The following is a 23,462-nucleotide window of genomic DNA, read 5'->3' as shown; positions in this document are numbered from 1 at the left end:
ATAAGATAAATTATAATTTGGAGGAATGCGTATGATAATTAGAACTGCCGAAGAAAAGGATATGCCAGAGTTACTGGCCATCTATAATTACGAAGTAGAGCATGGATTTGCCACCTTTGATTTAACTCCTAAGACCTTGGAAGAGAGAATGGTATGGTTTCGCGAACATAATATAGGAAACCATCCCCTCATTATAGCAGAAGAAGACGGAAAGGCGGTAGGCTATGCAAGTCTTTCCTCTTACCGACCCAAGGAAGCTTATAAAACGACTGTGGAGCTGTCCATTTATATAAGCAGAGACTACAGACGGAAAGGAATCGCAGGAAAGCTGGCTTCTTCTATAATAGAGATTGCAAGGGAAAGAGATGATGTGCACACCGTTATTTCTGTTATTACGGGTGGAAATGAGGCCAGCATTCTTCTTCATGAGCATCTGGGCTTTGAATACTGCGGTACCATGAAAGAAATGGGAATGAAATTCGGCAAAATGCTTGATATTATAAATTACCAGCTCATGGTATAGAAAGGAAGGATTTTAGAATGAGTCAAATAGATGGATTTTATACCTCCGGCCAGTTCGCCAAAAAAGCAAATGTAACCATACGTACCATCCGCTATTATGACAAGCAGGGGCTTTTAAAGCCGGCAGGAGTCAGTGAGGGCGGATACCGCCTTTATACGGATTCTGATTTTGCCAAGCTGCAGAAAATTCTATCCTTAAAATACCTTGGCTTTTCCCTGGACGAGATTCGCTCCATTACCATCAATGATGATGACAACGATTATGTGGACGAGTCCTTACGACTTCAGCTTAATCTGGTGCGCAAGCGGATCGAGCATTTAAAGCTTGTGGAGCAGACACTTTCGGAGACCTCCAGGCTGGTGACGGATAACCAGGCAGTGGACTGGAACAAGATTCTTCACCTGATACATATTACGAATATGGAAAAAACACTGGTGGAACAATATAAAGATGCCGCTAATATTAATATACGGATCGGACTTCACAAAAAATATGCCAAAAGCCCAATCAGCTGGTTCCAGTGGCTGTTCGGGCTGATGGAACCCCTTGCCGGAAAAAACATTCTTGAGCTGGGCTGCGGAAATGGAGAACTGTGGCTCACTAACCGGGACCGGATTCCAGAAGGTGCAGCCATCTGTCTTTCTGATGTGTCAAAAGGAATGATTCGGGACGTGGAAGAAAACTTTAAGCACGTATCCGGTAATTTCTCCTTTGAAGTATTTGACTGCAGACAGATTCCAAAGCCATCAGAAACCTTTGATCTGGTGGCAGCAAACCATGTGCTGTTCTATCTTTCCAATTTAGATGGTGCATTCCGTCAGGTGCAGCGGGTATTAAAGCCGGGCGGAACCTTCTGCTGCAGTACCTACGGAGCCGGTCACATGAAAGAAATCAGCCAGCTGGTAAAGGAATTCGATTCCAGAATCACACTTTCCGAAGTAAACCTCTATGATGTGTTCGGACTTGAAAATGGAGAAGAGCAGCTGGTACCCTATTTTCATTCGGTTGAAAAAAGGGAATTCAATGATCATCTTGAGGTCAGGGATGCCGGAGCCTTGATGGAATACATTCTCTCCTGTCATGGAAACCAGCAGGAGTATCTAAGCGACCGATTTGGTGAGTTCCGGGAGTTTCTGGAGCGAAAGATGGAAAAAAAGGGGTATATTCACATCACAAAACAGGCCGGTGCCTTCCTTTGCGTCAAATAAAACAGTAAAATGGCAGAAAGTCCTTGACAGTGACCTTACGTCACCCTGTATGATAGAGATATGAAATAATATGGAGGATTTGTAAAAATGAAGGGAATTATTCTTGCCGGGGGTTCCGGCACCAGACTTTACCCGCTGACCATGGTAACATCAAAGCAGCTTCTGCCTATCTATGACAAGCCAATGATCTATTATCCCTTATCCGTGCTTATGAATGCAGGGATTCGTGATATCCTGATCATCTCTACCCCAGATGACACTCCAAGGTTTGAAGCACTTTTAGGAGACGGAGCTCAGTTTGGCATCCAGTTATCCTACGCGGTACAGCCATCTCCAGATGGTCTTGCTCAGGCATTTATCATTGGAGAGGAATTTATCGGTGATGACAGCGTTGCCATGATATTAGGCGACAACATCTTTGCAGGCCATGGCCTCACCAAGCGCTTATTAAACGCTGCCAACAAAAAAGACGGAGCTACTGTATTCGGCTACTATGTGGATGATCCGGAACGCTTTGGTATTGTGGAATTTAATTCAGACGGAAAGGCTATTTCTATTGAAGAGAAGCCAGAGAAGCCAAAGAGCAACTACTGTGTTACAGGACTTTATTTCTACGATAATAAAGTCGTGGAATATGCAAAGAACTTAAAGCCATCGGCTAGAGGAGAGCTTGAGATCACGGATCTGAACCGCATTTATCTGGAAGACGGCCAGCTTGATGTGGAACTGTTAGGTCAGGGCTTTACCTGGCTGGATACAGGAACTCATGAATCCCTGGTAGATGCCACAAACTTCGTGCGCACCATGGAAACTCATCAGCATAGAAAGATTGCCTGCCTGGAAGAAATCGCATACTTAAACCACTGGATTACAAAGGATCAGCTTATGACAAGCATTGAGCCTTTAAAGAAGAACCAGTACGGACAGTATCTAATGGATGTCCTTGCCGGAAAATATATCGATAAACTGTAGAGTGAAAGAAAGTTAGGAGGAACGATCAATGAAAATCATCGTTACAGGCGGAGCCGGATTCATCGGCGGAAATTTCGTACATCACATGGTAAATAAATACCCGGATTACCAGATCATTAATTTAGATCTTTTAACATACGCAGGAAACTTGGAAACCTTAAAGCCAGTGGAGGATAAGCCGAATTATAAGTTTATCAAAGGTGACATTGCAGACAGAGATTTTGTATTCCAGCTTTTCGAGAATGAAAAGCCAGATATCATCGTAAACTTTGCAGCAGAGAGCCATGTAGACCGCTCCATTACCGATCCGGAAGCATTTGTAAGAACCAATGTAATGGGAACTACAACCTTACTTGATGCCTGCCGTACCTATGGCATTAAGCGCTACCATCAGGTTTCTACCGATGAAGTATACGGCGACCTTCCATTAGACCGCCCTGACTTATTCTTTACCGAGGAAACCCCTCTTCACACCTCAAGCCCTTATTCATCCTCAAAGGCAAGTGCGGATTTATTTGTTCTGGCATACCAGAGAACCTTTGGACTTCCGGTTACTATTTCCAGATGCTCCAATAACTACGGCCCTTACCATTTCCCAGAGAAGCTCATTCCGCTGATCATCAGCCGTGCTCTTGCAGATGAAGAGCTTCCGGTATACGGAACAGGTGAGAATGTAAGAGACTGGCTTCATGTATCAGACCACTGCGAAGCCATTGATTTAATCATCCACAAAGGAAAAGAAGGAGAAGTCTACAACGTAGGCGGACACAACGAGCGCACCAATCTGGAAGTGGTAAAAACCATTCTGGAAGCTCTTGATAAACCAGAAAGCCTGATTAAATATGTAAAAGACCGTCCAGGTCATGACAGACGTTATGCCATTGATCCTAAGAAGTTGGAAACAGAGCTTGGCTGGAAGCCAAAATATAACTTTGACACCGGAATCCGTCAGACCATTCAGTGGTATCTGGATAATGAAGACTGGTGGAAACATATTATAAATGGAGAGTATCAGGGTTATTTCGACACAATGTACGGAAACCGTTTATAAAATCCATCTGTAAAGTGAGGCAGCTATGAAAGTATTAGTAACTGGCGTAAAAGGCCAGCTTGGATTTGACGTTGTAAACGAACTTTTAAAGCGGGGACATGAAGCCATTGGTGTTGACATTGAAGAAATGGATATCACCGATGAGGAGAGTGTGAACCGTGTCATAAAAGCAGCAGCTCCAGACGCCGTGATTCACTGTGCCGCCTACACTGCTGTTGATGCAGCAGAGGACAATGTGGACATTTGCCGGAAGGTAAATGCAACAGGCACCGGATACATCGCCAAAGTATGTAAGGATTTAGATATTAAGATGATGTACATCAGTACGGATTATGTATTTAACGGCCAGGGAACCCGCCCGTGGGAGCCAGATGATGTAAGAGAGCCGCTGAATATTTATGGTCAGACCAAATACGAAGGAGAGCTTTTGGTAGAAGAAACTCTTGATAAGTTCTTTACTGTTCGTATTGCCTGGGTGTTCGGTGTGAATGGAAAGAACTTTATTAAGACCATGCTGAACCTTGGAAAGACCAGAGATAAGCTTACGGTGGTAGCTGACCAGATCGGTTCCCCTACCTATACGTATGACCTTGCCCGTCTTTTGGTGGATATGATCGAGACTGACAAGTACGGCCGCTATCATGCCACCAACGAAGGACTTTGCAGCTGGTACGACTTTGCCTGTGAGATTTTTAAGCAGGCTGGGATGAATGTTTCTGTAGAGCCTGTAGGCTCAGACCAGTTTCCGGTCAAGGCAAAACGGCCGATGAACAGCCGTATGAACAAGGATAAGCTGACAGAAAACGGCTTTGTCCCCCTTCCTTCCTGGCAGGATGCACTTGCCCGGTATTTGACGGAAATCGAGTATTAATTAAAAACACGGGAAACTTTTTACTTGCTTTTTATAGTTTCCCGTGTTATAATGTCAAGACATTGCAATTTCATAGGTTTTTGTAAAAAAAGATTGACGAATCCTGCCCCTGTGTGTTATAGTAATTGGGCGAATGGAAGAGCTTAGGTCTTTTTTTTATGCTCAAAAATGTTTACAGCGGATAAAAAGAGACTGAAACACAACAACGAAAATTTAAGTGGAGGTGGAAGTCGTGCGCACAAAAATCACACTGGCATGTACAGAATGCAAACAGCGTAATTACAATATGACCAAGGATAAGAAGACTCATCCGGACAGAATGGAAACTAAGAAGTACTGTAAGTTCTGTAAGAGCCATACAATGCACAAGGAAACAAAGTAATCAGTTTGTAAAGGATGTGAAATTATGGGAGATACAGTGAACAACGAGGGCGCTCAGAAGAGAAGCTTTTTTAAAGGTTTAAAAGCTGAGTTTCATAAAATCGTTTGGCCTGACAAAGATACCGTAACGAAACAGACAATTGCTGTTGTATCAGCATCGATTGCTTTAGGACTGGTTATTGCGATTATTGATCTGATCATCAAGTTCGGTCTCAGTTTTATCTTATAATTCGTAAGGGTTAAGGTGATTTTATGTCAGAAGCAAATTGGTATGTAGTCCATACCTATTCAGGTTATGAGAACAAAGTAAAAGTCGATATTGAAAAAACAATCGAGAACAGAAACCTGCAGGATCAGATTCTGGAAGTATCGGTACCTCTTGAGTCCGTCATTGAGCTTAAAAATGGCGTGGAGAAAAAGGCCGATAAAAAGATGTTTCCCGGCTATGTACTGATTCACATGGTCATGAATGATGACACATGGTATGTGGTACGTAATACCCGAGGAGTGACAGGCTTTGTAGGTCCTGGATCAAAACCAGTTCCTCTGACAGAAGAAGAGATGGAGAAACTTGGATTCAGAAACGAAGAGGTCATTGTTGGCTTTGAAGTGGGAGATACCGTAGTGGTAACTTCCGGTGCATGGAAGGATACTGTTGGTGCCATCAAGTCCATCAACGAAGGTAAGAAAACCATCACCATCAATGTTGAGATGTTTGGCCGGGAGACTCCGGTGGAACTGAATTTCAGCGAGATAAAGAAGATGTAACAAGTAAAAGCGGCTTATACAGGTGTATAGGCTCGTGGGAGGGAAATCCCCGACAATACCACATTTATTTAGGAGGTGCCTAATTATGGCAAAGAAAGTAACAGGATATATCAAATTGCAGATTCCAGCAGGAAAGGCTACACCAGCTCCTCCTGTAGGTCCAGCTCTTGGACAGCATGGTGTAAACATCGTTCAGTTTACAAAGGAATTTAACGCAAGAACAGCTGATCAGGGTGATTTAATCATTCCAGTCGTTATCACTGTTTATGCTGACAGAAGCTTCAGCTTCATCACAAAGACTCCACCAGCTGCTGTATTGTTAAAGAAAGCTTGCAAGCTTAAATCCGGATCCGCAGTTCCGAATAAGACAAAAGTAGCTACGATTTCCAAAGCTGAATTACAGAAGATTGCTGAACTTAAGATGCCTGACTTAAACGCTGCATCTGTAGAAGCAGCTATGAGCATGATCGCTGGTACCGCAAGAAGTATGGGTATCACCGTTGAAGAGGCTTAATTTTCAGACCTAGTCGAAAATGAGCCGTTCGGCAAGGCATTTGGCCAGCCGAACTTCCTTTGTTGCAATCATCGAAGTTTTGAGAACGTGGGAGGGAAAATCCCCGACAATACCACTAGGAGGTTATTTAGAATGAAAAAAGGAAAAAGATACGTAGAAGCAGCTAAGACAGTAGACCGTACTGTCCTCTACGATGCACCAGTAGCAATCTCTTTAGTAAAGAAGAATGCAAGTGCTAAATTTGATGAAACCATTGAAGCTCATATCAGAACCGGTTGTGACGGACGTCACGCAGACCAGCAGATCCGTGGTGCCGTTGTACTTCCACACGGTACAGGAAAAACTGTTCGTATCTTAGTTTTCGCTAAGGGACCTAAGGCTGACGAAGCTTTAGCTGCAGGCGCAGACTATGTTGGAGCTGAGGAATTAATTCCGAAGATCCAGAACGAAGGCTGGTTGGAGTTTGATGTAGTTGTTGCTACACCAGACATGATGGGTGTTGTTGGTCGTTTAGGACGTGTCCTTGGACCAAAAGGCTTAATGCCAAACCCAAAAGCTGGTACCGTTACTATGGACGTAACCAAGGCAATCAACGATATCAAAGCTGGTAAGGTTGAGTATAGACTTGATAAAACAAATATTATCCACGTGCCAGTTGGAAAAGCTTCTTTCACAGAAGATCAGTTAGCGGACAACTTCCAGACGCTTGTTGATGCAATCGTTAAAGCAAAACCAAGTACAGTTAAGGGTGCTTACTTAAAGAGCGTAACTCTGGCTTCCACTATGGGACCTGGCGTTAAGCTTAACGTAGCAAAGTTAATGAACTAATTTTGTTTTGTGGTTGACATTAATTATAAATAATGTTATACTAACTTAGTATTGACTGCCGAAGACAGCAGGTGCCGTAAGGCATAAGGTGTAAACGCCTGCCGAGGAACATACAAGGATCATTTTTTGTAAATGAATTGTAGACCTCTCTGTCCATTTTTGGCGGAGAGGTTTTTTCTTTGCGGTTTATACGAGCGGGTTTTGTGGACAACCATGGAACTCAGACTAAACAGGAGGTAAACCATAATGGCAAAAGTTGAATTAAAGCAGCCGATCGTAAGCGAGATCAAAGAATTACTGGACGGCGCTGAGACAGCAGTAGTTGTTGACTACCGCGGTATCACCGTTGCACAGGATACAGAGCTTCGTAAGAAATTAAGAGAGGCTGGTGTTTCTTATAAAGTATATAAGAACACTATGATCCGCTTTGCAGCAGAGGGTACAGTTTTTGAAGCACTGGCCCCAAGTCTGGAAGGACCTACAGCTATCGCTGTATCCAAGACAGACGCAACAGCTCCAGCAAGAATTCTTGCAGAGTTTGCTAAGACAGCTCCGAAATTAGAGATTAAGGGCGGTGTTGTTGAAGGCGTATATTATGATGCAAAAGCTATGGAGAAGATTTCCAGCATTCCTTCCAGAGAGATCCTTCTTGGAAAGTTACTTGGAAGCATCCAGTCTCCTATCACAAACTTTGCTCGCGTCCTCAAGCAGATTGCAGACGGACAGAGCGCAGAGGCATAATTTTCTTAATGAAAGCAAGCGAATCGCAGCTTGAATTTAGAATATTAGCCGTTCGATGAGCCAAAGGCGAATCGAACTTCCATTAAAAAAACACTCATATTAAATACGGAGGTATATTATCATGGCAAAGTTAACAACAGCTGAATTTATCGAAGCGATCAAAGAATTATCTGTATTAGAATTAAACGAATTAGTAAAGGCATGTGAGGAAGAATTCGGTGTATCTGCAGCAGCAGGCGTAGTAGTTGCAGCAGCAGGCGGCGCAGCAGAAGCTGAAGAGAAGACAGAATTCGACGTAGAATTAACTGAGGTTGGTCCTAACAAGGTTAAAGTTATCAAAGTTGTTCGTGAAGCTACTGGCTTAGGCTTAAAAGAAGCTAAAGACGTAGTTGACGGAGCTCCTAAGGTATTAAAGGCTGGCGCTTCTAAGGAAGAGGCTGAGCAGATCAAGACTTCATTAGAAGCAGAAGGCGCTAAAGTTACTTTAAAGTAATTATAGACCTATTTTCAGAGCCCCATCTTTTTCGAAGGATGAGGGCTCTGTTTTTTCCTATTTTAAATGTCTAAACAGTCTTGACATTTTGCCAAAAACGGGTTAGAATGTACGTGTATTATCGAATGGAGTTATGATTTCACATATTTTTGTAAGTCATTATTTTCGGATGATGATTTACAAAAATATGTGATTTTTTGTTTCAGGCGATAAATCAAAAATTATTTTTTTATTTTATAGGAGGTACACGTAATGAACAACGGTACAGTAAAATGGTTTAATGGTGCTAAGGGTTATGGTTTCATTGTTAATGATGCTACAGGAGAAGAAGTATTCGTACATTTCTCTGGTATCATGTCTGATGGTTACAAGACTTTAGAAGAAGGCCAGAAAGTAACTTACGAAACAACAGAAGGAAACCGCGGTCTTCAGGCAGTTAACGTTTGCATGGCTTAATTAAAGCTTCTGTATAAAGTGAGCTTTAAGGGTTGTTCCCCATTTCGATGGAGGAACAGCCCTTTTTTTGCTGAAAAGACAGGACGTAACATGGCACATTTCATGTGATAGGAAATTCAGACCTATGACAATAAAGGTCCTGGCGGGAGAGAGTCATAGGACAGTTGAGGAGAATTGGTCGCAGATGTGAATTACTAAATGGCCTTACATCACCTTACATCGTATTACGCAGACATATGCAATGCCGGATTCCAATGACGTGCGGATGTAGGAAGTCGCTAACATAACATCTTGGCAGTGTTAAAATCTGACCAGCTATTTTCGCTCCATTTAATAAGGAGTGTGTTTTTTCTGATTTTACACAAGCCCTGGGAAGGTTTCAGTGTTATTTTCCAGTTGTCGCCCATAGATTAAATAATAATGGCAGAAAGCTGGGCTTGTGAATTATGAAAATGAGATGGAAAGTTGCCGTTTTTTTGGCTGTTTTTATACTGGACGTTCTATGTGTCAAAGCAATGTATGAATCCTACATAAATACAAAGGACACTTTATTCCTTCCAGCAGATGCGGGGGCAGATGCAAAAGATGAGGTAAAAGAGCAGTTTTCCGGAAGCAAGCAGATTGCGTTGACCTTTGATGACGGACCCCACTCTGTTTATACCCCAATGCTGCTCGATGGACTTAGAGAACGAGGGGTTCACGCTACATTTTTTCTCTTGGGAGAAAATGTGGTAGGAAAAGAGGCCATAGTGAAACAGATGCAGGAGGACGGCCACTTAATCGGAAACCATGGCTACAGCCATGTTCAAATGAGCAAAGAGTCTGTAAATACAGCCTGTGATCAAATCGAGGAAAACAATAAACAGATTGAGAAGATTACGGGGGTGCGGCCTCAATATCTCCGACCGCCATATGGTGCATGGACAGAAGAGCTTGGATGCACCACAAATATGACGGTAGTTCTTTGGAATAAAGATCCCTTAGACTGGAAAACGCAAAGCACCAAGAGGATCGTACGTAGTATAACAAAGCATATTGAACCAGGGGATGTTATTTTGCTGCATGATGTTTATCCCACTTCCGTGGAAGCGGCACTTGAAGTAATAGATACGCTAACCAAACAGGGCTACTCCTTTGTTACAGTTGATGAGCTGTTGATTGATTAGACCTTAAAATAGTAAAAGGGGCTGTAAAATAAGTCCTTAATCAAGAATCGCCAGTTCCGGCAAATGCCGGAACTGGCGATTCTTCGTTTTTTTATCTATTTTTTATGATAATGATTGATTTTTCCATAAAAAAGCGTGCACTTAATAAAGCTATGAATATAGTTCTTGGATTTTAAGCAGCCAACTCGTTTCTCCGCTTTTTATTATGATATTTATAAAGATTAAAACCACAAGAAATCAGTGTGAGTTCAAGGATTACGTTTTTCTCACCTCTTCGAAATAATCTTTTGTAGGACTTATCCCATTTTAAAATGCCAAATGTTCCTTCTGCCTGAATACTACGATTCATTCTCAACAGTGCGCCATGTATTGATTCAAGGTTTGTAATTACCTCTTGATGTATTGATGTTAATTCCTGATTCATTCGAATGGTTCTGTTTTTGCTTGCCTTAGGACAACAATCGTTTTTAAATTGGCAGCTTTCACACGATTCGCATTCATAGATTTCTTCGGTTCTGCCATATTTGTTTTTATAGACATGTTGTTTGCTTTTGAAGTGAAAAGTCTTTCCATTTGGGCATTTCAAATTTCCATTCTCGTCTCTTTTAAAGTTGACTGCACGATATGGATTTTCATGATACTTCTTATCGGATGTTTCCTTTTTGAACATGGTGAATTTCATATACTTTTCCATCCCATGCTCTTCACAGTAAAGATAGTTATTATAGGAACCATAGCCTGCATCTGCAACTGGATACTTTGGATAATGACCATAGATTTTATTGAATTTTTCCATCAAAGGAACAAAGCATTCCATATCTGATGCATATGGTTTTACATCAACTACTGCTATATATTCATCGCAGATAGCGGTCTGTAGATTGTACGCTGGGAGAAGCTGATCATTGCCCATATAATCCCGTTTTATGCGCATAAAAGTGGCATCGTGATCGGTTTTGGAATAACTGTTTCTTTCAACGCCACAGACCTCTATATGATGTGCATATGTCTTTAATCGTTCTAGATATTCCTCTAATTCCTGATATTGTTTTTGCTGAAGGCTTTTTCTATGACCACAACCAGATACAAACGTGGATTCCTCCAGATTTGTTGCATTCTTGTACATTTCCAAGAGTTCAGATACATATTCAACAGCATACTCGTCTCTCTTATCAAGTTTTACACCAAAATATCCTAATGCTTCCTGGTTCATTGCATCAATTAGCACGGATATCTTTTCAAAAACCTTTCCACGGTTTTTTGTACAGGACTTTTTCCATACCCAAGTATAGCGGTTTGCATTTGCCTCTATTTTTGTCCCATCAATGTAGGTGTGTTCCAGGTCGACATGATCCTTTTCAAAAATATAGGTATTCACATCCAAAAAAATCTGTTCAATGGAATCAGTAAGTTCATTTCGGATGACGTTGCCAAATGTAGCAAATGAAGGCGCCTTCATGCCATCAAGAAGATACATATATCGGATATCATTTCTGCAAAGTTTTTCGATTTCCCGAAGAGAGCAGATTCCGTGTTCCATGAAAGCAAAGAGTATCACTTTGAGGAGTTTCTGTTCATCACATCTTGGACGACCTGCTCTGTAGCCTTTCTCTACAAAATATTTTGATAGGTCTATGTGGTCTATTACCTCACAGAAAGTGTATACTGGATCAGATATATTAATTAGTTTTTCAATTTCCAATGGTAATTTCAGCTGTCGTACGGTATAATTATCATTGGTGTTTTTATTTAGTCGCATAATTAATTATACCAAAAAATCGCTGAAGTCTCACGACCTCAGCGATTTTTCTTTTAGGGGAGTTTTTTTACAGCCCCTTTATTTTTGAATTCTTTATGATTAGTCTCCTTATTTTCTTTTTGTCAGATGGTAATGAACAGATGTGGTTTTACTATTTCATCAATGTAAACTCGTATAAAAATCAGGTCATTCTATGAATCGACCATACGACTCCACTTGAGTTGTTACCACCTAAGTTCAAGTTCAGGCCCAAGCCATCGGAGTTGTAGAACAATCCGATTACATCACCTGCCGTTAGTTCAACATCACCGCTTAATGTTACGGTTCCGTTTCCTAGTATTGCTCTTAAAGTTAAAAGTGTTACGTTTACGTTTAGTACTGGTACCAATCCACTGATTAAATCCTGAGTGGATGGGGAGGTTCTTCTTATGCTAAAAGTTGGGTTCTGGCTGCCAATGGATGCAGTCAGAGCTGCAGCGGTTGAATAGTTAACGGTAGCGCTGACGGAATATCTACCTGATACAGGGACCGTAAAGTTTCCTGTTGTGGCATTTAAAGCCGCATTCCCATAGTAAGGCGAAGTGATAGTCCATGCTGTAATTTGCGTGTTGCCTGAAACCGAAAGTGATGACTTGAAGGCTGAAAAACCGGTTGCAGCAATGTTAGGGCCAGTAGGTCCGGTATCGCCAGTAGGTCCGGTGGAACCTGTGGGACCGGTAGGTCCAGTGGACCCGGTAGGACCGGTAATGCCGGTAGGTCCGGTAGCACCGGTAGGACCGGTAATGCCGGTAGGTCCGGTAGCGCCGGTAGGTCCCGTAATGCCGGTAGGTCCGGTAGCACCGGTAGGCCCGGTAATGCCGGTAGGCCCCGTAATGCCGGTAGGTCCGGTATCACCGGTAGGACCGGTAATGCCGGTAGGTCCCGTAGCGCCGGTAGGCCCGGTAATGCCGGTAGGCCCGGTATCACCGGTAGGTCCGGTAATGCCGGTAGGTCCAGTAGCTCCGGTAGGTCCCGTAATGCCGGTAGGCCCGGTAGCCCCAGTAGGCCCGGTATTTCCAGTAGGCCCAGTATCACCAGTAGGCCCAGTATTACCAATAGGTCCAGTAGGCCCGGTATCACCAGTAGGTCCGGTGTTGCCAGTAGGCCCAGTATTTCCAGTATCTCCAGTAGGCCCAGTAGGTCCGGTATCGCCGGTAGGTCCGGTAGAACCCGTAGACCCAGTATCACCCGTAGGTCCGGAAATGCCAGTAGGTCCAGTATCACCAGAAAGCCCGGTAGGTCCAGTGTCGCCGGTAGGTCCGGTAGACCCCGTAGACCCAGTATCACCCGTAGGTCCGGTAATGCCGGTAGGTCCGGTATCGCCGGTAGGTCCAGTGTCGCCAGAAGGTCCGGTATCGCCAGTAGGTCCAGTATCGCCGGTAGGTCCAGTAGGCCCGGTATCGCCCGTAGGTCCAGTAGACCCGGTAGGCCCGGTGTCGCCGGAAGGTCCGGTATCCCCCGTAGATCCAGTATCGCCCGTAGGTCCAGTATCGCCGGTAGGCCCGGTATTTCCAGTATCTCCAGTAGGCCCCGTAGGTCCGGTATCGCCAGTAGGTCCAGAGTCGCCGGTAGGTCCGGTAATGCCGGTAGGTCCAGTGTCGCCGGAAGGTCCGGTATCGCCGGTAGGTCCGGTATCGCCCGTAGGTCCAGTGTCGCCGGTAGGTCCGGTGTTGCCGGTAGGTCCAGAATCGCCGGTAGGTCCGGTATCGCCGGTAGGCCCAGTATCTCCAGAATCGCCGGTAGGTCCAGTATTGCCGGTAGGTCCGATGTCGCCGGTAGGCCCGGTATTTCCAGTATCTCCAGTAGGCCCAGTAGGTCCGGTATCGCCAGTAGGTCCAGAATCGCCAGTAGGTCCGGTATCGCCGGTAGGTCCAGTGTCGCCGGAAGGTCCGGTAATGCCGGTAGGCCCTGTGTCTCCGGTAGGTCCAGTATCGCCGGTAGGTCCAGTATCCCCAGAAAGCCCGGAAGGTCCAGTGTCGCCGGTAGGTCCGGTATCGCCAGTAGGTCCAGTGTCGCCGGTAGGTCCGGTATTGCCGGTAGGCCCGGTATTTCCAGTATCTCCAGTAGGCCCAGTGTTGCCGGTAGGTCCAGTATTGCCAGTAACCCCAGTAGGTCCGGTATCGCCGGTATCACCAGTAGCTCCGGTAGCACCGGTAGGTCCAGTGTCGCCGGTAGGTCCGGTATCGCCGGTAGGTCCGGTAGCACCCGTAGGCCCGGTATCACCGGTAGGTCCCGTAATGCCGGTAGGTCCAGTATCGCCGGTAGGTCCGGTAATGCCGGTAGGCCCCGTATCGCCGGTAGGTCCGGTATCGCCGGTAGGTCCAGTGTCTCCGGTAGGTCCGGTATCGCCGGAAGGTCCAGTGTCTCCGGTAGGTCCAGTATCGCCCGTAGGGCCAGTAGGTCCGGTATCCCCAGTAGGTCCAGTATCGCCGGAAGGTCCAGTATCGCCGGAAGGTCCAGTATCCCCGGTAGGTCCAGTATCGCCAGTAACCCCAGTAGGTCCTGTATCCCCGGTATTTCCAGTATCTCCAGTAGGCCCAGTGTTGCCGGTAGGTCCAGTATCGCCAGTAGCCCCAGTGGGTCCGGTATCGCCAGTAGGTCCGGTATCGCCGGTAGGTCCAGTATCGCCAGTAGATCCAGTATCGCCGGTAGGCCCGGTATCGCCGGTAGATCCAGTATTGCCGGTAGGTCCGGTATCGCCGGTAGGTCCGGTATTGCCAGTAGGCCCAGTGCCACCAGTAGCCCCAGTAGCCCCAGTGTTGCCGGTAGGTCCGGTATCACCAGTAGGTCCAGTGTTGCCAGTAGACCCGGTAGGTCCGGTATCGCCAGAAGGTCCAGTATCGCCGGTAGGCCCGGTATCCCCGGAAGGTCCGGTAGTACCCGTAGACCCGGTGTCCCCCGTAGGTCCAGTATCGCCAGTAACCCCAGTAGGTCCGGTATCGCCGGTAGGCCCAGTATCTCCAGAATCGCCGGTAGGTCCAGTATTGCCGGTAGGTCCGATGTCGCCGGTAGGCCCGGTATTTCCAGTATCTCCAGTAGGCCCAGTAGGTCCGGTATCGCCAGTAGGTCCAGAATCGCCAGTAGGTCCGGTATCGCCGGTAGGTCCAGTGTCGCCGGAAGATCCGGTAATGCCGGTAGGCCCTGTGTCTCCGGTAGGTCCAGTATCGCCGGTAGGTCCAGTATCCCCAGAAAGCCCGGAAGGTCCAGTGTCGCCGGTAGGTCCGGTATCGCCGGTATCCCCAGTAGGTCCAGTATCGCCGGTAGGTCCGGTATCGCCGGAAGGTCCAGTGTCTCCGGTAGGTCCGGTATCGCCGGAAGGTCCAGTGTCTCCGGTAGGTCCAGTATCGCCCGTAGGGCCAGTAGGTCCGGTATCCCCAGTAGGTCCAGTATCGCCGGAAGGTCCAGTATCCCCAGAAAGCCCGGAAGGTCCAGTATCGCCCGTAGGTCCAGTGTCTCCGGTAGGTCCAGTATCGCCCGTAGGTCCAGTATCGCCGGTAGGTCCAGTATAGCCGGTAGGTCCAGTGTCGCCCGTAGGTCCAGTAGACCCGGTAGGCCCGGTGTTGCCGGTAGGCCCGGTGTTGCCGGTAGGTCCAGTGTCTCCGGTAGGTCCAGTATCGCCCGTAGGTCCAGTATCGCCGGTAGGTCCAGTGTCGCCCGTAGGTCCAGTAGACCCGGTAGGCCCGGTGTTGCCGGTAGGTCCAGTGTCTCCGGTAGGTCCGGTAGCACCCGTAGACCCAGTATCACCCGTAGGTCCGGTAATGCCGGTAGGTCCGGTATCGCCAGTAGCCCCGGTAGGCCCGGTAATGCCGGTAGGTCCAGTGTCGCCGGTAGGTCCGGTAGTGCCGGTAGGTCCAGTGTCGCCGGTAGGTCCGGTATTGCCAGTAGGCCCAGTGCCACCAGTAGCCCCAGTAGGTCCGGTGTTGCCGGTAGGTCCGGGATCACCAGTAGGTCCAGTGTTGCCAGTAGGCCCGGTAGGTCCGGTATCGCCAGAAGGTCCAGTATCGCCGGTAGGTCCGGTATCGCCGGTAGATCCAGTATCGCCGGTAGGCCCGGTGTCACCAGTAGGTCCGTTTAAACCAGTAGGTCCGGTATCACCGGTAGGTCCAGAGTCACCGGTAGGTCCAGTATCGCCAGAAGGTCCAGTATCGCCGGTAGGTCCGGTAGCACCCGTAGACCCAGTATTACCCGTAGGTCCGGTAATGCCGGTAGGTCCAGTGTTGCCAGTAGGCCCGGTAGGTCCGGTATCGCCAGAAGGTCCAGTATCGCCAGTAGCTCCGGTGTCGCCGGTAGGTCCGGTATCACCGGTAGGTCCAGTATCACCGATAGGTCCAGTATCACCAGTAGGTCCAGTATCGCCGGTAGGCCCGGTGTCACCAGTAGGTCCAGAGACACCGGTAGGTCCGGTAACGCCAGTAGGTCCAGTATCGCCGGTAGGTCCGGTAGCACCCGTAGACCCAGTATCACCCGTAGGTCCGGTAATGCCGGTAGGTCCGGTATCGCCAGTAGGCCCGGTGCCACCAGTAGCCCCAGTAGGTCCGGTGTTGCCGATAGGTCCGGTATCACCAGTAGGTCCAGTGTTGCCAGTAGGCCCGGTAGGTCCGGTATCGCCAGAAGGTCCAGTATCGCCAGAAGGTCCGGTGTTGCCGATAGGTCCGGTATCACCAGTAGGTCCAGTGTTGCCGATAGGTCCGGTATCACCCGTAGGTCCAGTGTTGCCAGTAGGCCCGGTAGGTCCGGTATCGCCAGAAGGTCCAGTATCGCCAGTAGCCCCGGTAGGCCCGGTATCGCCGGTAGGTCCGGTATTGCCAGTAGGCCCAGTGCCACCAGTAGCCCCCGTAGGTCCGGTATCGCCGGTAGGTCCAGTGTTACCGGTAGGTCCCGTGTTGCCGGTAGGTCCCGTGTTGCCGGTAGGTCCCGTGTTGCCGGTAGGTCCAGTATCGCCAGTAGACCCGGTATTTCCAGTAGATCCGGTAGGTCCAGTATCGCCGGTAGATCCAGTATCCCCCGTAGGTCCAGTATCACCGATAGGTCCGGTATCGCCAGTAGGCCCAGTGTCGCCGGTAGGTCCAGTGTCGCCGGTAGGTCCGGTATCGCCGGTAGCACCCGTAGACCCAGTATCACCCGTAGGTCCGGTAATGCCGGTAGGCCCGGTATCACCAGTAGGTCCGGTATCGCCAGTAGGCCCAGAGCCACCAGTACCCCCCGTAGGTCCGGTATCACCAGTAGGTCCAGTGTTGCCAGTAGGCCCTATAGCCCCGATATCGCCAGAAGGTCCAGTATAGCCGGTAGGTCCGGTATCGCCGGTAGGCCCGGTGTCACCAGTGGGTCCAGAGCCACCGGTAGGTCCGGTAACGCCAGAAGGTCCAGTACCACCGGTAGGTCCGGTATAGCCGGTAGGTCCGGTATAGCCGGTAGGTCCAGTAGCCCCAGTAGGACCAGTATCGCCGGTAGGCCCGGTGTTACCAGTAGGTCCGGTAGCCCCGCTAGGTCCCGTGTCGCCGGTAGGTCCGGTATCGCCGGTAGGCCCGGTATCACCAGTAGGTCCAGTATCACCAGTAGGTCCCGTGTTGCCAGTAGGTCCGGTATAGCCAGTAGGCCCGGTATTTCCAGTAGACCCAGTAGGTCCCGTGTCGCCAGTAGGTCCGGTATCGCCGGTAGGTCCGGTATCACCAGTAGGTCCAGTATCGCCAGTAGACCCAGTAGCTCCAGTAGATCCGGTATCGCCGGTGGGCCCAGTATCGCCAGTAGGCCCTATAGCCCCGGTAGGCCCGGTATTTCCAGTGTCGCCGGAAGGTCCAGTATTACCCGTAGGTCCGTTATCGCCCGTAGGTCCAGTATCGCCCGTAGGTCCAGTATAGCCGGTAGGTCCGGTATAGCCGGTAGGTCCGGTATAGCCGGTAGGTCCGGTATAGCCGGTAGGTCCAGTATTTCCCGTAGGTCCAGTAGGACCAGTAGGCCCGGTAGGTCCTGTGTTGCCAGTAGGTCCAGTGTTGCCAGTAGGTCCGGTATCGCCGGTAGGTCCGGTATCGCCGGTAGGTCCAGTAGCCCCAGTAGGCCCGATATCGCCAGTAACGCCGGTAGGCCCAGTATTACCAGTAGGTCCGGTATAGCCAGTAGATCCAGTATCGCCGGTAGGTCCAGTATTACCAGTAGGTCCAGTATCGCCAGTAGATCCAGTATCACCAGTAGGTCCAGTGTTGCCGGTAGGCCCGGTATAGCCGGTAGGTCCGGTATAGCCGGTAGGCCCAGAGTCGCCAGTAGGCCCAGTTGCCCCTATAGGCCCGGTGGCGACGTTTATTTTAGGAAAATGGAATAATATATGTATTTGAGCTTAGAAGAAATAGTTATATTAAAAACGTTAAGAGTTGGAAATGCATCTAGTTATAAAATTTGGATTAATCAATGTTAAAGAACCACCCAATAAAATGCTGCCCATTATGTTAATGCAAACGAAATATGAAGTGTTGAAGCAATTAAAAATTTATTATTAAAAAATAATAGTATTAACAATGTGATGTAGCTAACAATCCCCAATTGTTGACATAGTGGTGTCAAAAAAGTATGATATAATAAATGAAATTAAGGAGGTATTACCATGCGTTTGCATCGATTATTGGGTATTTTATCCATACTATTATCCCGAGATACGATTTCTGCTAAGGAATTATCTGATAAGTTCCAGGTATCACTCCGAACGATATATAGAGATATTAAAGCAATTGAAGAAGCGGGGATACCCCTGTATGCCATACCTGGAACTGGAGGGGGCATTGGAATTGTTAAAGAATATAAGCTGAATAAAACTGCTCTGACTGTTGATGAGATAAATTATCTTATGGCAGGGGTATCGGGATTGAAAACAGTAACAGATCCAGAAAAGCTACAAATTTTGTTAACTAAGCTGTCTCCTGCTGATTCTTATTTTGCTGCAGATTCGGATATACTAATAGATTTCTCAGCATGGAACAAAAATGCGACTGAAGCTTTGAAGCAAAGTATAAATTTAATTCGTATGGCAATTATGAATAGTAGTTATTTAAAGATTAAGTATATATCGTCTCATCAAAAGTCTGAATTAAAAATTGCACCTTATAAGGTTATATTTAAAAATGCAGCATGGTATTTATATGGAAAGAGCACCATAAGCAGTGAGCATCATTTTTACAAAATAAATCGTATTGAAAAAATAGAATTAATAAATGAACATTTTATTCCGGGAAATGCGGAAGTTCCAACCGATTGGGATGATGATTTTACAAATGATAGAGGAGAAAAAATAGTATTATCTTTTGAACAATCAATGGAATACCGTGTAATTGACATTTTTGGAAAAGAGAATTATGAGAAAGGGGAGAATGACTCTATAATAGTGACTTTTCATTGTTCTGATAAGGAGTGGTTAATACATTTTATACTGGGATTTGGTTTAACCGTTAAAATTATTCACCCAATTGAATTAAAAGAGGAATACCTAGAATATTTAAAAAATTTAATTATATTAAATGATTGTTGACAGCATGCTGTCACAATCAAGATGTATGATATAAAAAAAGGAGGTATTCAATCTTGGAAAATAAAATAAATTGTGGTAAGTATCCGTTAATTTATCCATTGCCCATAGCTTTAATAGGTGCAAAAGTAGATGGGAAAGCAAATGTAGCGCCTATAGGAAATTGTGGAATTGTGAGCGTTGAGCCTGCGGTTGTTTATATATCAATTAGCAAGCAGTCATATACTGCTAAGGGAATCATAAATGAAGGTGAATTCAGCATTAATTTTGCTCCTTGCACTATGATAAAAGAGGTCGATCGTGCTGGTCTTGTTTCCGGCAGAGATGTGGATAAATCAACATTTTTCCATTATTTTTACAATGAAGGCAACATAGCACCTATGATCGAGGAATGCGCTGTTAACATTCTTTGCAAAGTAATCTCAACTACAGAGATTTATAATCAGTACATGTTTGTAGCAGATATAGATAAAACGCTTGTAAGTGAGAAATACTGCACAAATGGATACGCAGATACAAAGAAGATCAACCCGATCATTTACGCCATGGATAATCAATATTGGTCTCTGGGTGAACGCTTAGGAACAGGGTTTGATATAGGAAAAGAATTATTATAATTGCTAATGTAGCCATTAATGATTGGCTATTTATAAATTGAGGTGTAATAATTATGCAAGAGTATAACAGTAAAAGTGATTTCATTAATGAGATAAATAAAACGGCTAATTTATTTATTCATGAGTTTGACGTTGTAGATGAACTGAATAAAGATACTCGCTATGGAGAAGTCGATCGAACTCCTCAAGAAATGATAGCATATCAACTTGGCTGGATGGGACTGGTACGCAGTTGGGACAAGAATGAGCTTCTGGGAAATGACGTTGTAATGCCTGAGCCGGGTTATAAATGGAATCAATTAGGCGGATTGTATCAAAGCTTTTATGCAAAATATGAGGACTACTCTCTGGAAGAACTAAAGAAAATGTTTGTTGATACAGTGGATTCTCTTGTTGAATGGTTAAATGATTTTAGTGATGAAGAATTATTTGAACCTGGTGGTAGAAAATGGGCTGCATCAACAAGTTCTAATTGGCCTATTTGGAAATGGGTGCATATTAATACCGTTGCCCCATTTAAAACGTTCCGTACTAAGATTAGAAAATGGAAAAAGCTACATGAAACAAATAAACTAATATAAGGGTATAAATTAGTAACCAAATTTATGATATAGAATATATAAGTCTTTTTTACTGGGGAATTGAAAGTGCTTTAAAAAATTGTATTTGGCAGCTTTATTATATTATAGAACGCGGTCACATCAGAATGTGGTCGTGTTTTTATTTTATTAACTTATTTATAATTAGACATTTTATGATTTTGATTTATTTTACAAGAGGATTTTAATTATATAATAGTTTTCATCTTTTAGGATTCGAGTTGAGTTTTTATATATTACAAGAAATGTACAAGTAATATTAAATAGAGTTATAAAATATTTAAAAAGCTAAATAATATTAGGTCATTTATATAAGAGTTAGAAGGAAGTAATATGAAAATTATAAACTATATAGAGAGAAATGTTTTCCTAATATAAAGGGCTAGGTGTCGCCAGTAGGTCCGGTAGCCCCCGTTGCGCCAGTAGGCCCAGTGTCCCCAGTAGGTCCAGTGTCGCCGGTAGGTCCAGTCGCGCCAGTAGGTCCAGTTAGGCCAGTAGATCCAGTATCTCCGCTAGGCCCAGTGTAGCCAGTAGGCCCAGTATCACCAATAGGTCCGGTGTCGCCAGAAGGTCCAGTGTTACCAGAAGGTCCAGTAGACCCGGTATCACCAGTAGGTCCGATATTACCCGTAGGTCCAGTAGACCCGGTGTCACCGGTAGGTCCGGTATTACCCGTAGGCCCGGTATTGCCAGTAGGTCCGGTATCGCCGGTAGCCCCCGTAGGTCCAGTATCGCCAGTAGTACCAGTATCTCCAGTAGGCCCAGTGTCGCCAGTCGGTCCGGTGACGCCGATAGGTCCGGTGACGCCAGTAGGTCCGGTGTAGCCAGTAGGTCCAGTATCTCCGGTAGGCCCGGTATTGCCGGTAGGTCCAGTATCGCCAGTAGATCCAATTGCACCGGTAGGCCCGGTAGCTCCAGTCGCACCAGTAGGTCCAGTTAGACCAGTAGATCCAGTATCTCCGCTAGGCCCAGTGTAGCCAGTAGGCCCAGTATCCCCGGTCGGCCCAGTATCACCAATAGGTCCGGTGTCGCCAGAAGGTCCAGTGTTACCAGAAGGTCCAGTAGACCCGGTGTCACCAGTAGGTCCGATATTACCCGTAGGCCCAGTAGACCCGGTGTCACCGGTAGGTCCGGTACTACCCGTAGGCCCGGTATTGCCAGTCGGTCCAGTCGGTCCAGTATCGCCAGTAGTACCAGTATCTCCAGCAGGCCCAGTGTCGCCAATAGGTCCAGTGTCGCCAGTCGGTCCGGTGACACCGATAGGTCCGGTGACGCCAGTCGGTCCGGTGTAGCCAGTAGGTCCAGTATCTCCGGTAGGCCCGGTATTGCCGGTAGGCCCCGTGGCGCCGGTAGGTCCAGTATCGCCAGTAGATCCAATTGCACCGGTAGGCCCGGTAGCTCCAGTCGCACCAGTAGGTCCAGTTAGGCCAGTAGATCCAGTATCTCCGCTAGGCCCAGTGTAGCCAGTAGGCCCAGTATCCCCGGTCGGCCCAGTATCACCAATAGGTCCGGTGTCGCCAGAAGGTCCAGTGTTACCAGAAGGTCCAGTAGACCCGGTGTCACCAGTAGGTCCGATATTACCCGTAGGCCCAGTAGGCCCGGTGTCACCGGTAGGTCCGGTATTACCCGTAGGCCCGGTATTGCCAGTAGGTCCAGTAGGTCCGGTATCGCCGGTAGCCCCCGTAGGTCCAGTATCGCCAGTAGTACCAGTATCTCCAGTAGGCCCAGTGTCGCCAATAGGTCCAGTGTCGCCAGTCGGTCCGGTGATGCCGGTAGGTCCGGTATAGCCGGTCGGTCCGGTTGCTCCGGAAGGCCCAGTAGCCCCCGAAGGTCCAGTAGCTCCGGAAGGCCCAGTAGCTCCGGAAGGCCCAGTAGCTCCGGAAGGCCCGGTAGCTCCCGAAGGCCCAGTAGCTCCCGAAGGTCCAGTAGCTCCGGAAGGCCCAGTAGCTCCGGAAGGCCCAGTAGCTCCTGAAGGCCCAGTAGCTCCCGAAGGCCCAGTAGCTCCAGTAGGTCCAGTATTACCCGTAGGCCCAATAGGTCCCGTTGGCCCGGTAACTCCTTGCAAATCATCCTGTACAACCATTAAGCTCCCGACCACAGGAACAAACGTGGAAAAGTTTACAGGAAATGTGCTTACATTTACAAGAGACAAAGTAACCGGAGCAGATATAACATCTATAATACCCATTCCATATACTTGAGTTGTTTTTATAGGTGAATTACTTATTATATTATCGCCTTGGGATGACGTTAGCGAAAATGCCAAACCATTTGTAGAATTCGAAGTTTGAACTGCCAGCCACCAATCTATGATATAACGACCATTTTCTAGAAACGTTATAGTGCCTGTTGCTGAATTGTAACTTATATTTCCAGAAGAATAGAGAGTTGTATTAAATAATACTCTATTTCCAACAGTCACACTAGTCGTTGATGTTAATACGAGTTGCATTGCAATATTGCTCATTATAGAACTCCTTTCGTATGAAAGATGAAGCTGTAAAACGTATGCTATTTGTTGATATTCTAAATGGAGAGTTATCAGCAATAGTATTTTTAGCATACATATAATCCATTTTATTGTTAAAAGCGTCATTAAATAGTTTGCTTTAGGAATGTCATCAGACATTGCCAAAAAATATTTAAATTGAGAAGTTAACTCAGAATAATCGTAATTATGTAATAAACGAAAAAGTAAAATCATTTACTACATTAAATTAAAATGGATTATGTATATTAACAATTTGAAAAATAATAAGAGTAGCTGCAAAGCAATAGACTTAAAAGATCTTTCTATTAAGATATGTGAACAAGGAACAACGTTTGCATAGGTCCGGTTTCCTATGGTATTAAAACAAATAAATACGATTGAAACTCGAATAATTCATAGTAACACCAAATTTCCTTTTCATTGGATTCAAATTAGTAAGAATGAAAAAGAATTACATAAATTTCAATGTCGAGGC

At 46.2% G+C, this 23,462-nt stretch carries 20 protein-coding genes, 1 pseudogene and 1 other annotated feature; of the genes and pseudogenes, 17 read left to right on the top strand and 4 right to left on the bottom strand.

Translation table 11 applies throughout. The features are described 5' to 3' along the window. The first annotated feature begins 31 nt into the window (after positions 1-31). The 14 genes from OW255_RS18785 to OW255_RS18720 all read left to right on the top strand — a co-directional run bounded on the left by OW255_RS18785 (position 32) and on the right by OW255_RS18720 (position 9,972). A complete protein-coding gene (locus OW255_RS18785) occupies positions 32-523 on the top strand; it encodes a GNAT family N-acetyltransferase (RefSeq protein ID WP_268114960.1) in 492 nt (163 codons plus the stop codon). Positions 524-540: 17 nt separating this feature from the next. Beyond that, on the top strand, positions 541-1,731 hold the full coding sequence (locus OW255_RS18780; protein ID WP_268114959.1) for a MerR family transcriptional regulator: 1,191 nt from the start codon (positions 541-543) through the stop codon (positions 1,729-1,731). A gap of 87 nt (positions 1,732-1,818) precedes the next feature. Next, on the top strand, positions 1,819-2,703 hold the full coding sequence (rfbA, locus tag OW255_RS18775; RefSeq protein WP_024838260.1) for a glucose-1-phosphate thymidylyltransferase RfbA: 885 nt from the start codon (positions 1,819-1,821) through the stop codon (positions 2,701-2,703). A gap of 28 nt (positions 2,704-2,731) precedes the next feature. Further along, positions 2,732-3,754 (top strand): dTDP-glucose 4,6-dehydratase, encoded by a 1,023-nt coding sequence (rfbB, locus tag OW255_RS18770; RefSeq protein ID WP_268114958.1) that lies wholly within the window; start codon positions 2,732-2,734, stop codon positions 3,752-3,754. A gap of 25 nt (positions 3,755-3,779) precedes the next feature. Then, positions 3,780-4,625, top strand: coding sequence for a dTDP-4-dehydrorhamnose reductase (gene rfbD, locus OW255_RS18765; RefSeq protein WP_024838262.1), 846 nt, complete (start codon positions 3,780-3,782; stop codon positions 4,623-4,625). Between the two features lie 232 nt (positions 4,626-4,857). Next, on the top strand, positions 4,858-5,007 hold the full coding sequence (gene rpmG / locus OW255_RS18760; RefSeq protein ID WP_024838263.1) for a 50S ribosomal protein L33: 150 nt from the start codon (positions 4,858-4,860) through the stop codon (positions 5,005-5,007). Between the two features lie 24 nt (positions 5,008-5,031). Beyond that, on the top strand, positions 5,032-5,235 hold the full coding sequence (gene secE / locus OW255_RS18755) for a preprotein translocase subunit SecE (protein ID WP_024838264.1): 204 nt from the start codon (positions 5,032-5,034) through the stop codon (positions 5,233-5,235). A 23-nt stretch (positions 5,236-5,258) separates the two neighbouring features. Then, positions 5,259-5,774: a transcription termination/antitermination protein NusG gene (gene nusG / locus OW255_RS18750; protein WP_024838265.1), complete on the top strand. Its 516-nt coding sequence runs from the start codon at positions 5,259-5,261 to the stop codon at positions 5,772-5,774. 85 nt (positions 5,775-5,859) lie between these two features. Then, positions 5,860-6,288, top strand: a complete 429-nt coding sequence (gene rplK, locus OW255_RS18745; RefSeq protein ID WP_024838266.1) for a 50S ribosomal protein L11 — start codon at positions 5,860-5,862, stop codon at positions 6,286-6,288. Positions 6,289-6,420: 132 nt separating this feature from the next. Further along, positions 6,421-7,116: a 50S ribosomal protein L1 gene (gene rplA / locus OW255_RS18740; RefSeq protein WP_024838267.1), complete on the top strand. Its 696-nt coding sequence runs from the start codon at positions 6,421-6,423 to the stop codon at positions 7,114-7,116. A gap of 40 nt (positions 7,117-7,156) precedes the next feature. Then, positions 7,157-7,302, top strand: a sequence feature (ribosomal protein L10 leader region). A 60-nt stretch (positions 7,303-7,362) separates the two neighbouring features. Beyond that, a complete protein-coding gene (rplJ, locus tag OW255_RS18735; protein WP_268114955.1) occupies positions 7,363-7,857 on the top strand; it encodes a 50S ribosomal protein L10 in 495 nt (164 codons plus the stop codon). Between the two features lie 121 nt (positions 7,858-7,978). After that, entirely contained in the window at positions 7,979-8,350 is a 372-nt protein-coding gene (rplL, locus tag OW255_RS18730) for a 50S ribosomal protein L7/L12 (protein WP_026893227.1), read from the top strand. A 252-nt stretch (positions 8,351-8,602) separates the two neighbouring features. After that, positions 8,603-8,806 carry a cold-shock protein gene (locus OW255_RS18725; RefSeq protein ID WP_024838270.1) on the top strand — a complete coding sequence of 68 codons (204 nt, stop codon included), beginning with the start codon at positions 8,603-8,605 and terminating at the stop codon, positions 8,804-8,806. A 446-nt stretch (positions 8,807-9,252) separates the two neighbouring features. Continuing rightward, positions 9,253-9,972: a polysaccharide deacetylase family protein gene (locus tag OW255_RS18720; RefSeq protein WP_024838271.1), complete on the top strand. Its 720-nt coding sequence runs from the start codon at positions 9,253-9,255 to the stop codon at positions 9,970-9,972. A gap of 172 nt (positions 9,973-10,144) precedes the next feature. Here OW255_RS18720 and OW255_RS18715 read toward each other — a convergent pair whose 3' ends face one another. From OW255_RS18715 to OW255_RS20930, 3 genes and pseudogenes are all read right to left on the bottom strand, one after another. Continuing rightward, positions 10,145-11,731 carry a transposase gene (locus OW255_RS18715; protein WP_024835214.1) on the bottom strand — a complete coding sequence of 529 codons (1,587 nt, stop codon included), beginning with the start codon at positions 11,729-11,731 and terminating at the stop codon, positions 10,145-10,147. Positions 11,732-12,283: 552 nt separating this feature from the next. After that, on the bottom strand, positions 12,284-15,829 hold the full coding sequence (locus tag OW255_RS20935) for a thioesterase domain-containing protein (protein ID WP_331485692.1): 3,546 nt from the start codon (positions 15,827-15,829) through the stop codon (positions 12,284-12,286). 205 nt (positions 15,830-16,034) lie between these two features. Beyond that, positions 16,035-17,831 (bottom strand): annotated as a pseudogene (locus OW255_RS20930) (hypothetical protein); the annotation flags it as partial. A gap of 534 nt (positions 17,832-18,365) precedes the next feature. Between OW255_RS20930 and OW255_RS18705 the strand changes: the two are divergent. The 3 genes from OW255_RS18705 to OW255_RS18695 are packed head-to-tail and all read left to right on the top strand — an operon-like array spanning position 18,366 to position 20,478. Continuing rightward, the gene (locus tag OW255_RS18705; protein WP_268114953.1) at positions 18,366-19,283 is read left to right on the top strand and encodes a helix-turn-helix transcriptional regulator; all 918 of its coding nucleotides are present in this window, start codon (positions 18,366-18,368) and stop codon (positions 19,281-19,283) included. A 53-nt stretch (positions 19,284-19,336) separates the two neighbouring features. After that, the gene (locus OW255_RS18700; RefSeq protein WP_268114952.1) at positions 19,337-19,897 is read left to right on the top strand and encodes a flavin reductase family protein; all 561 of its coding nucleotides are present in this window, start codon (positions 19,337-19,339) and stop codon (positions 19,895-19,897) included. Between the two features lie 53 nt (positions 19,898-19,950). Next, entirely contained in the window at positions 19,951-20,478 is a 528-nt protein-coding gene (locus OW255_RS18695) for a ClbS/DfsB family four-helix bundle protein (RefSeq protein WP_024834776.1), read from the top strand. A gap of 400 nt (positions 20,479-20,878) precedes the next feature. On the opposite strand, the gene OW255_RS21120 is transcribed toward OW255_RS18695, so the two are convergent. Beyond that, entirely contained in the window at positions 20,879-22,963 is a 2,085-nt protein-coding gene (locus OW255_RS21120) for a spore surface glycoprotein BclB (RefSeq protein ID WP_326498162.1), read from the bottom strand. Between the last annotated feature and the right edge of the window lie 499 nt (positions 22,964-23,462).

It is taken from the genome of Lacrimispora xylanolytica (assembly GCF_026723765.1).
Classification (GTDB): domain Bacteria; phylum Bacillota; class Clostridia; order Lachnospirales; family Lachnospiraceae; genus Lacrimispora; species Lacrimispora xylanolytica.
Note: the sequence above shows the minus strand (reverse complement) of the source record. Positions and strands in the feature narration are given on the sequence as shown.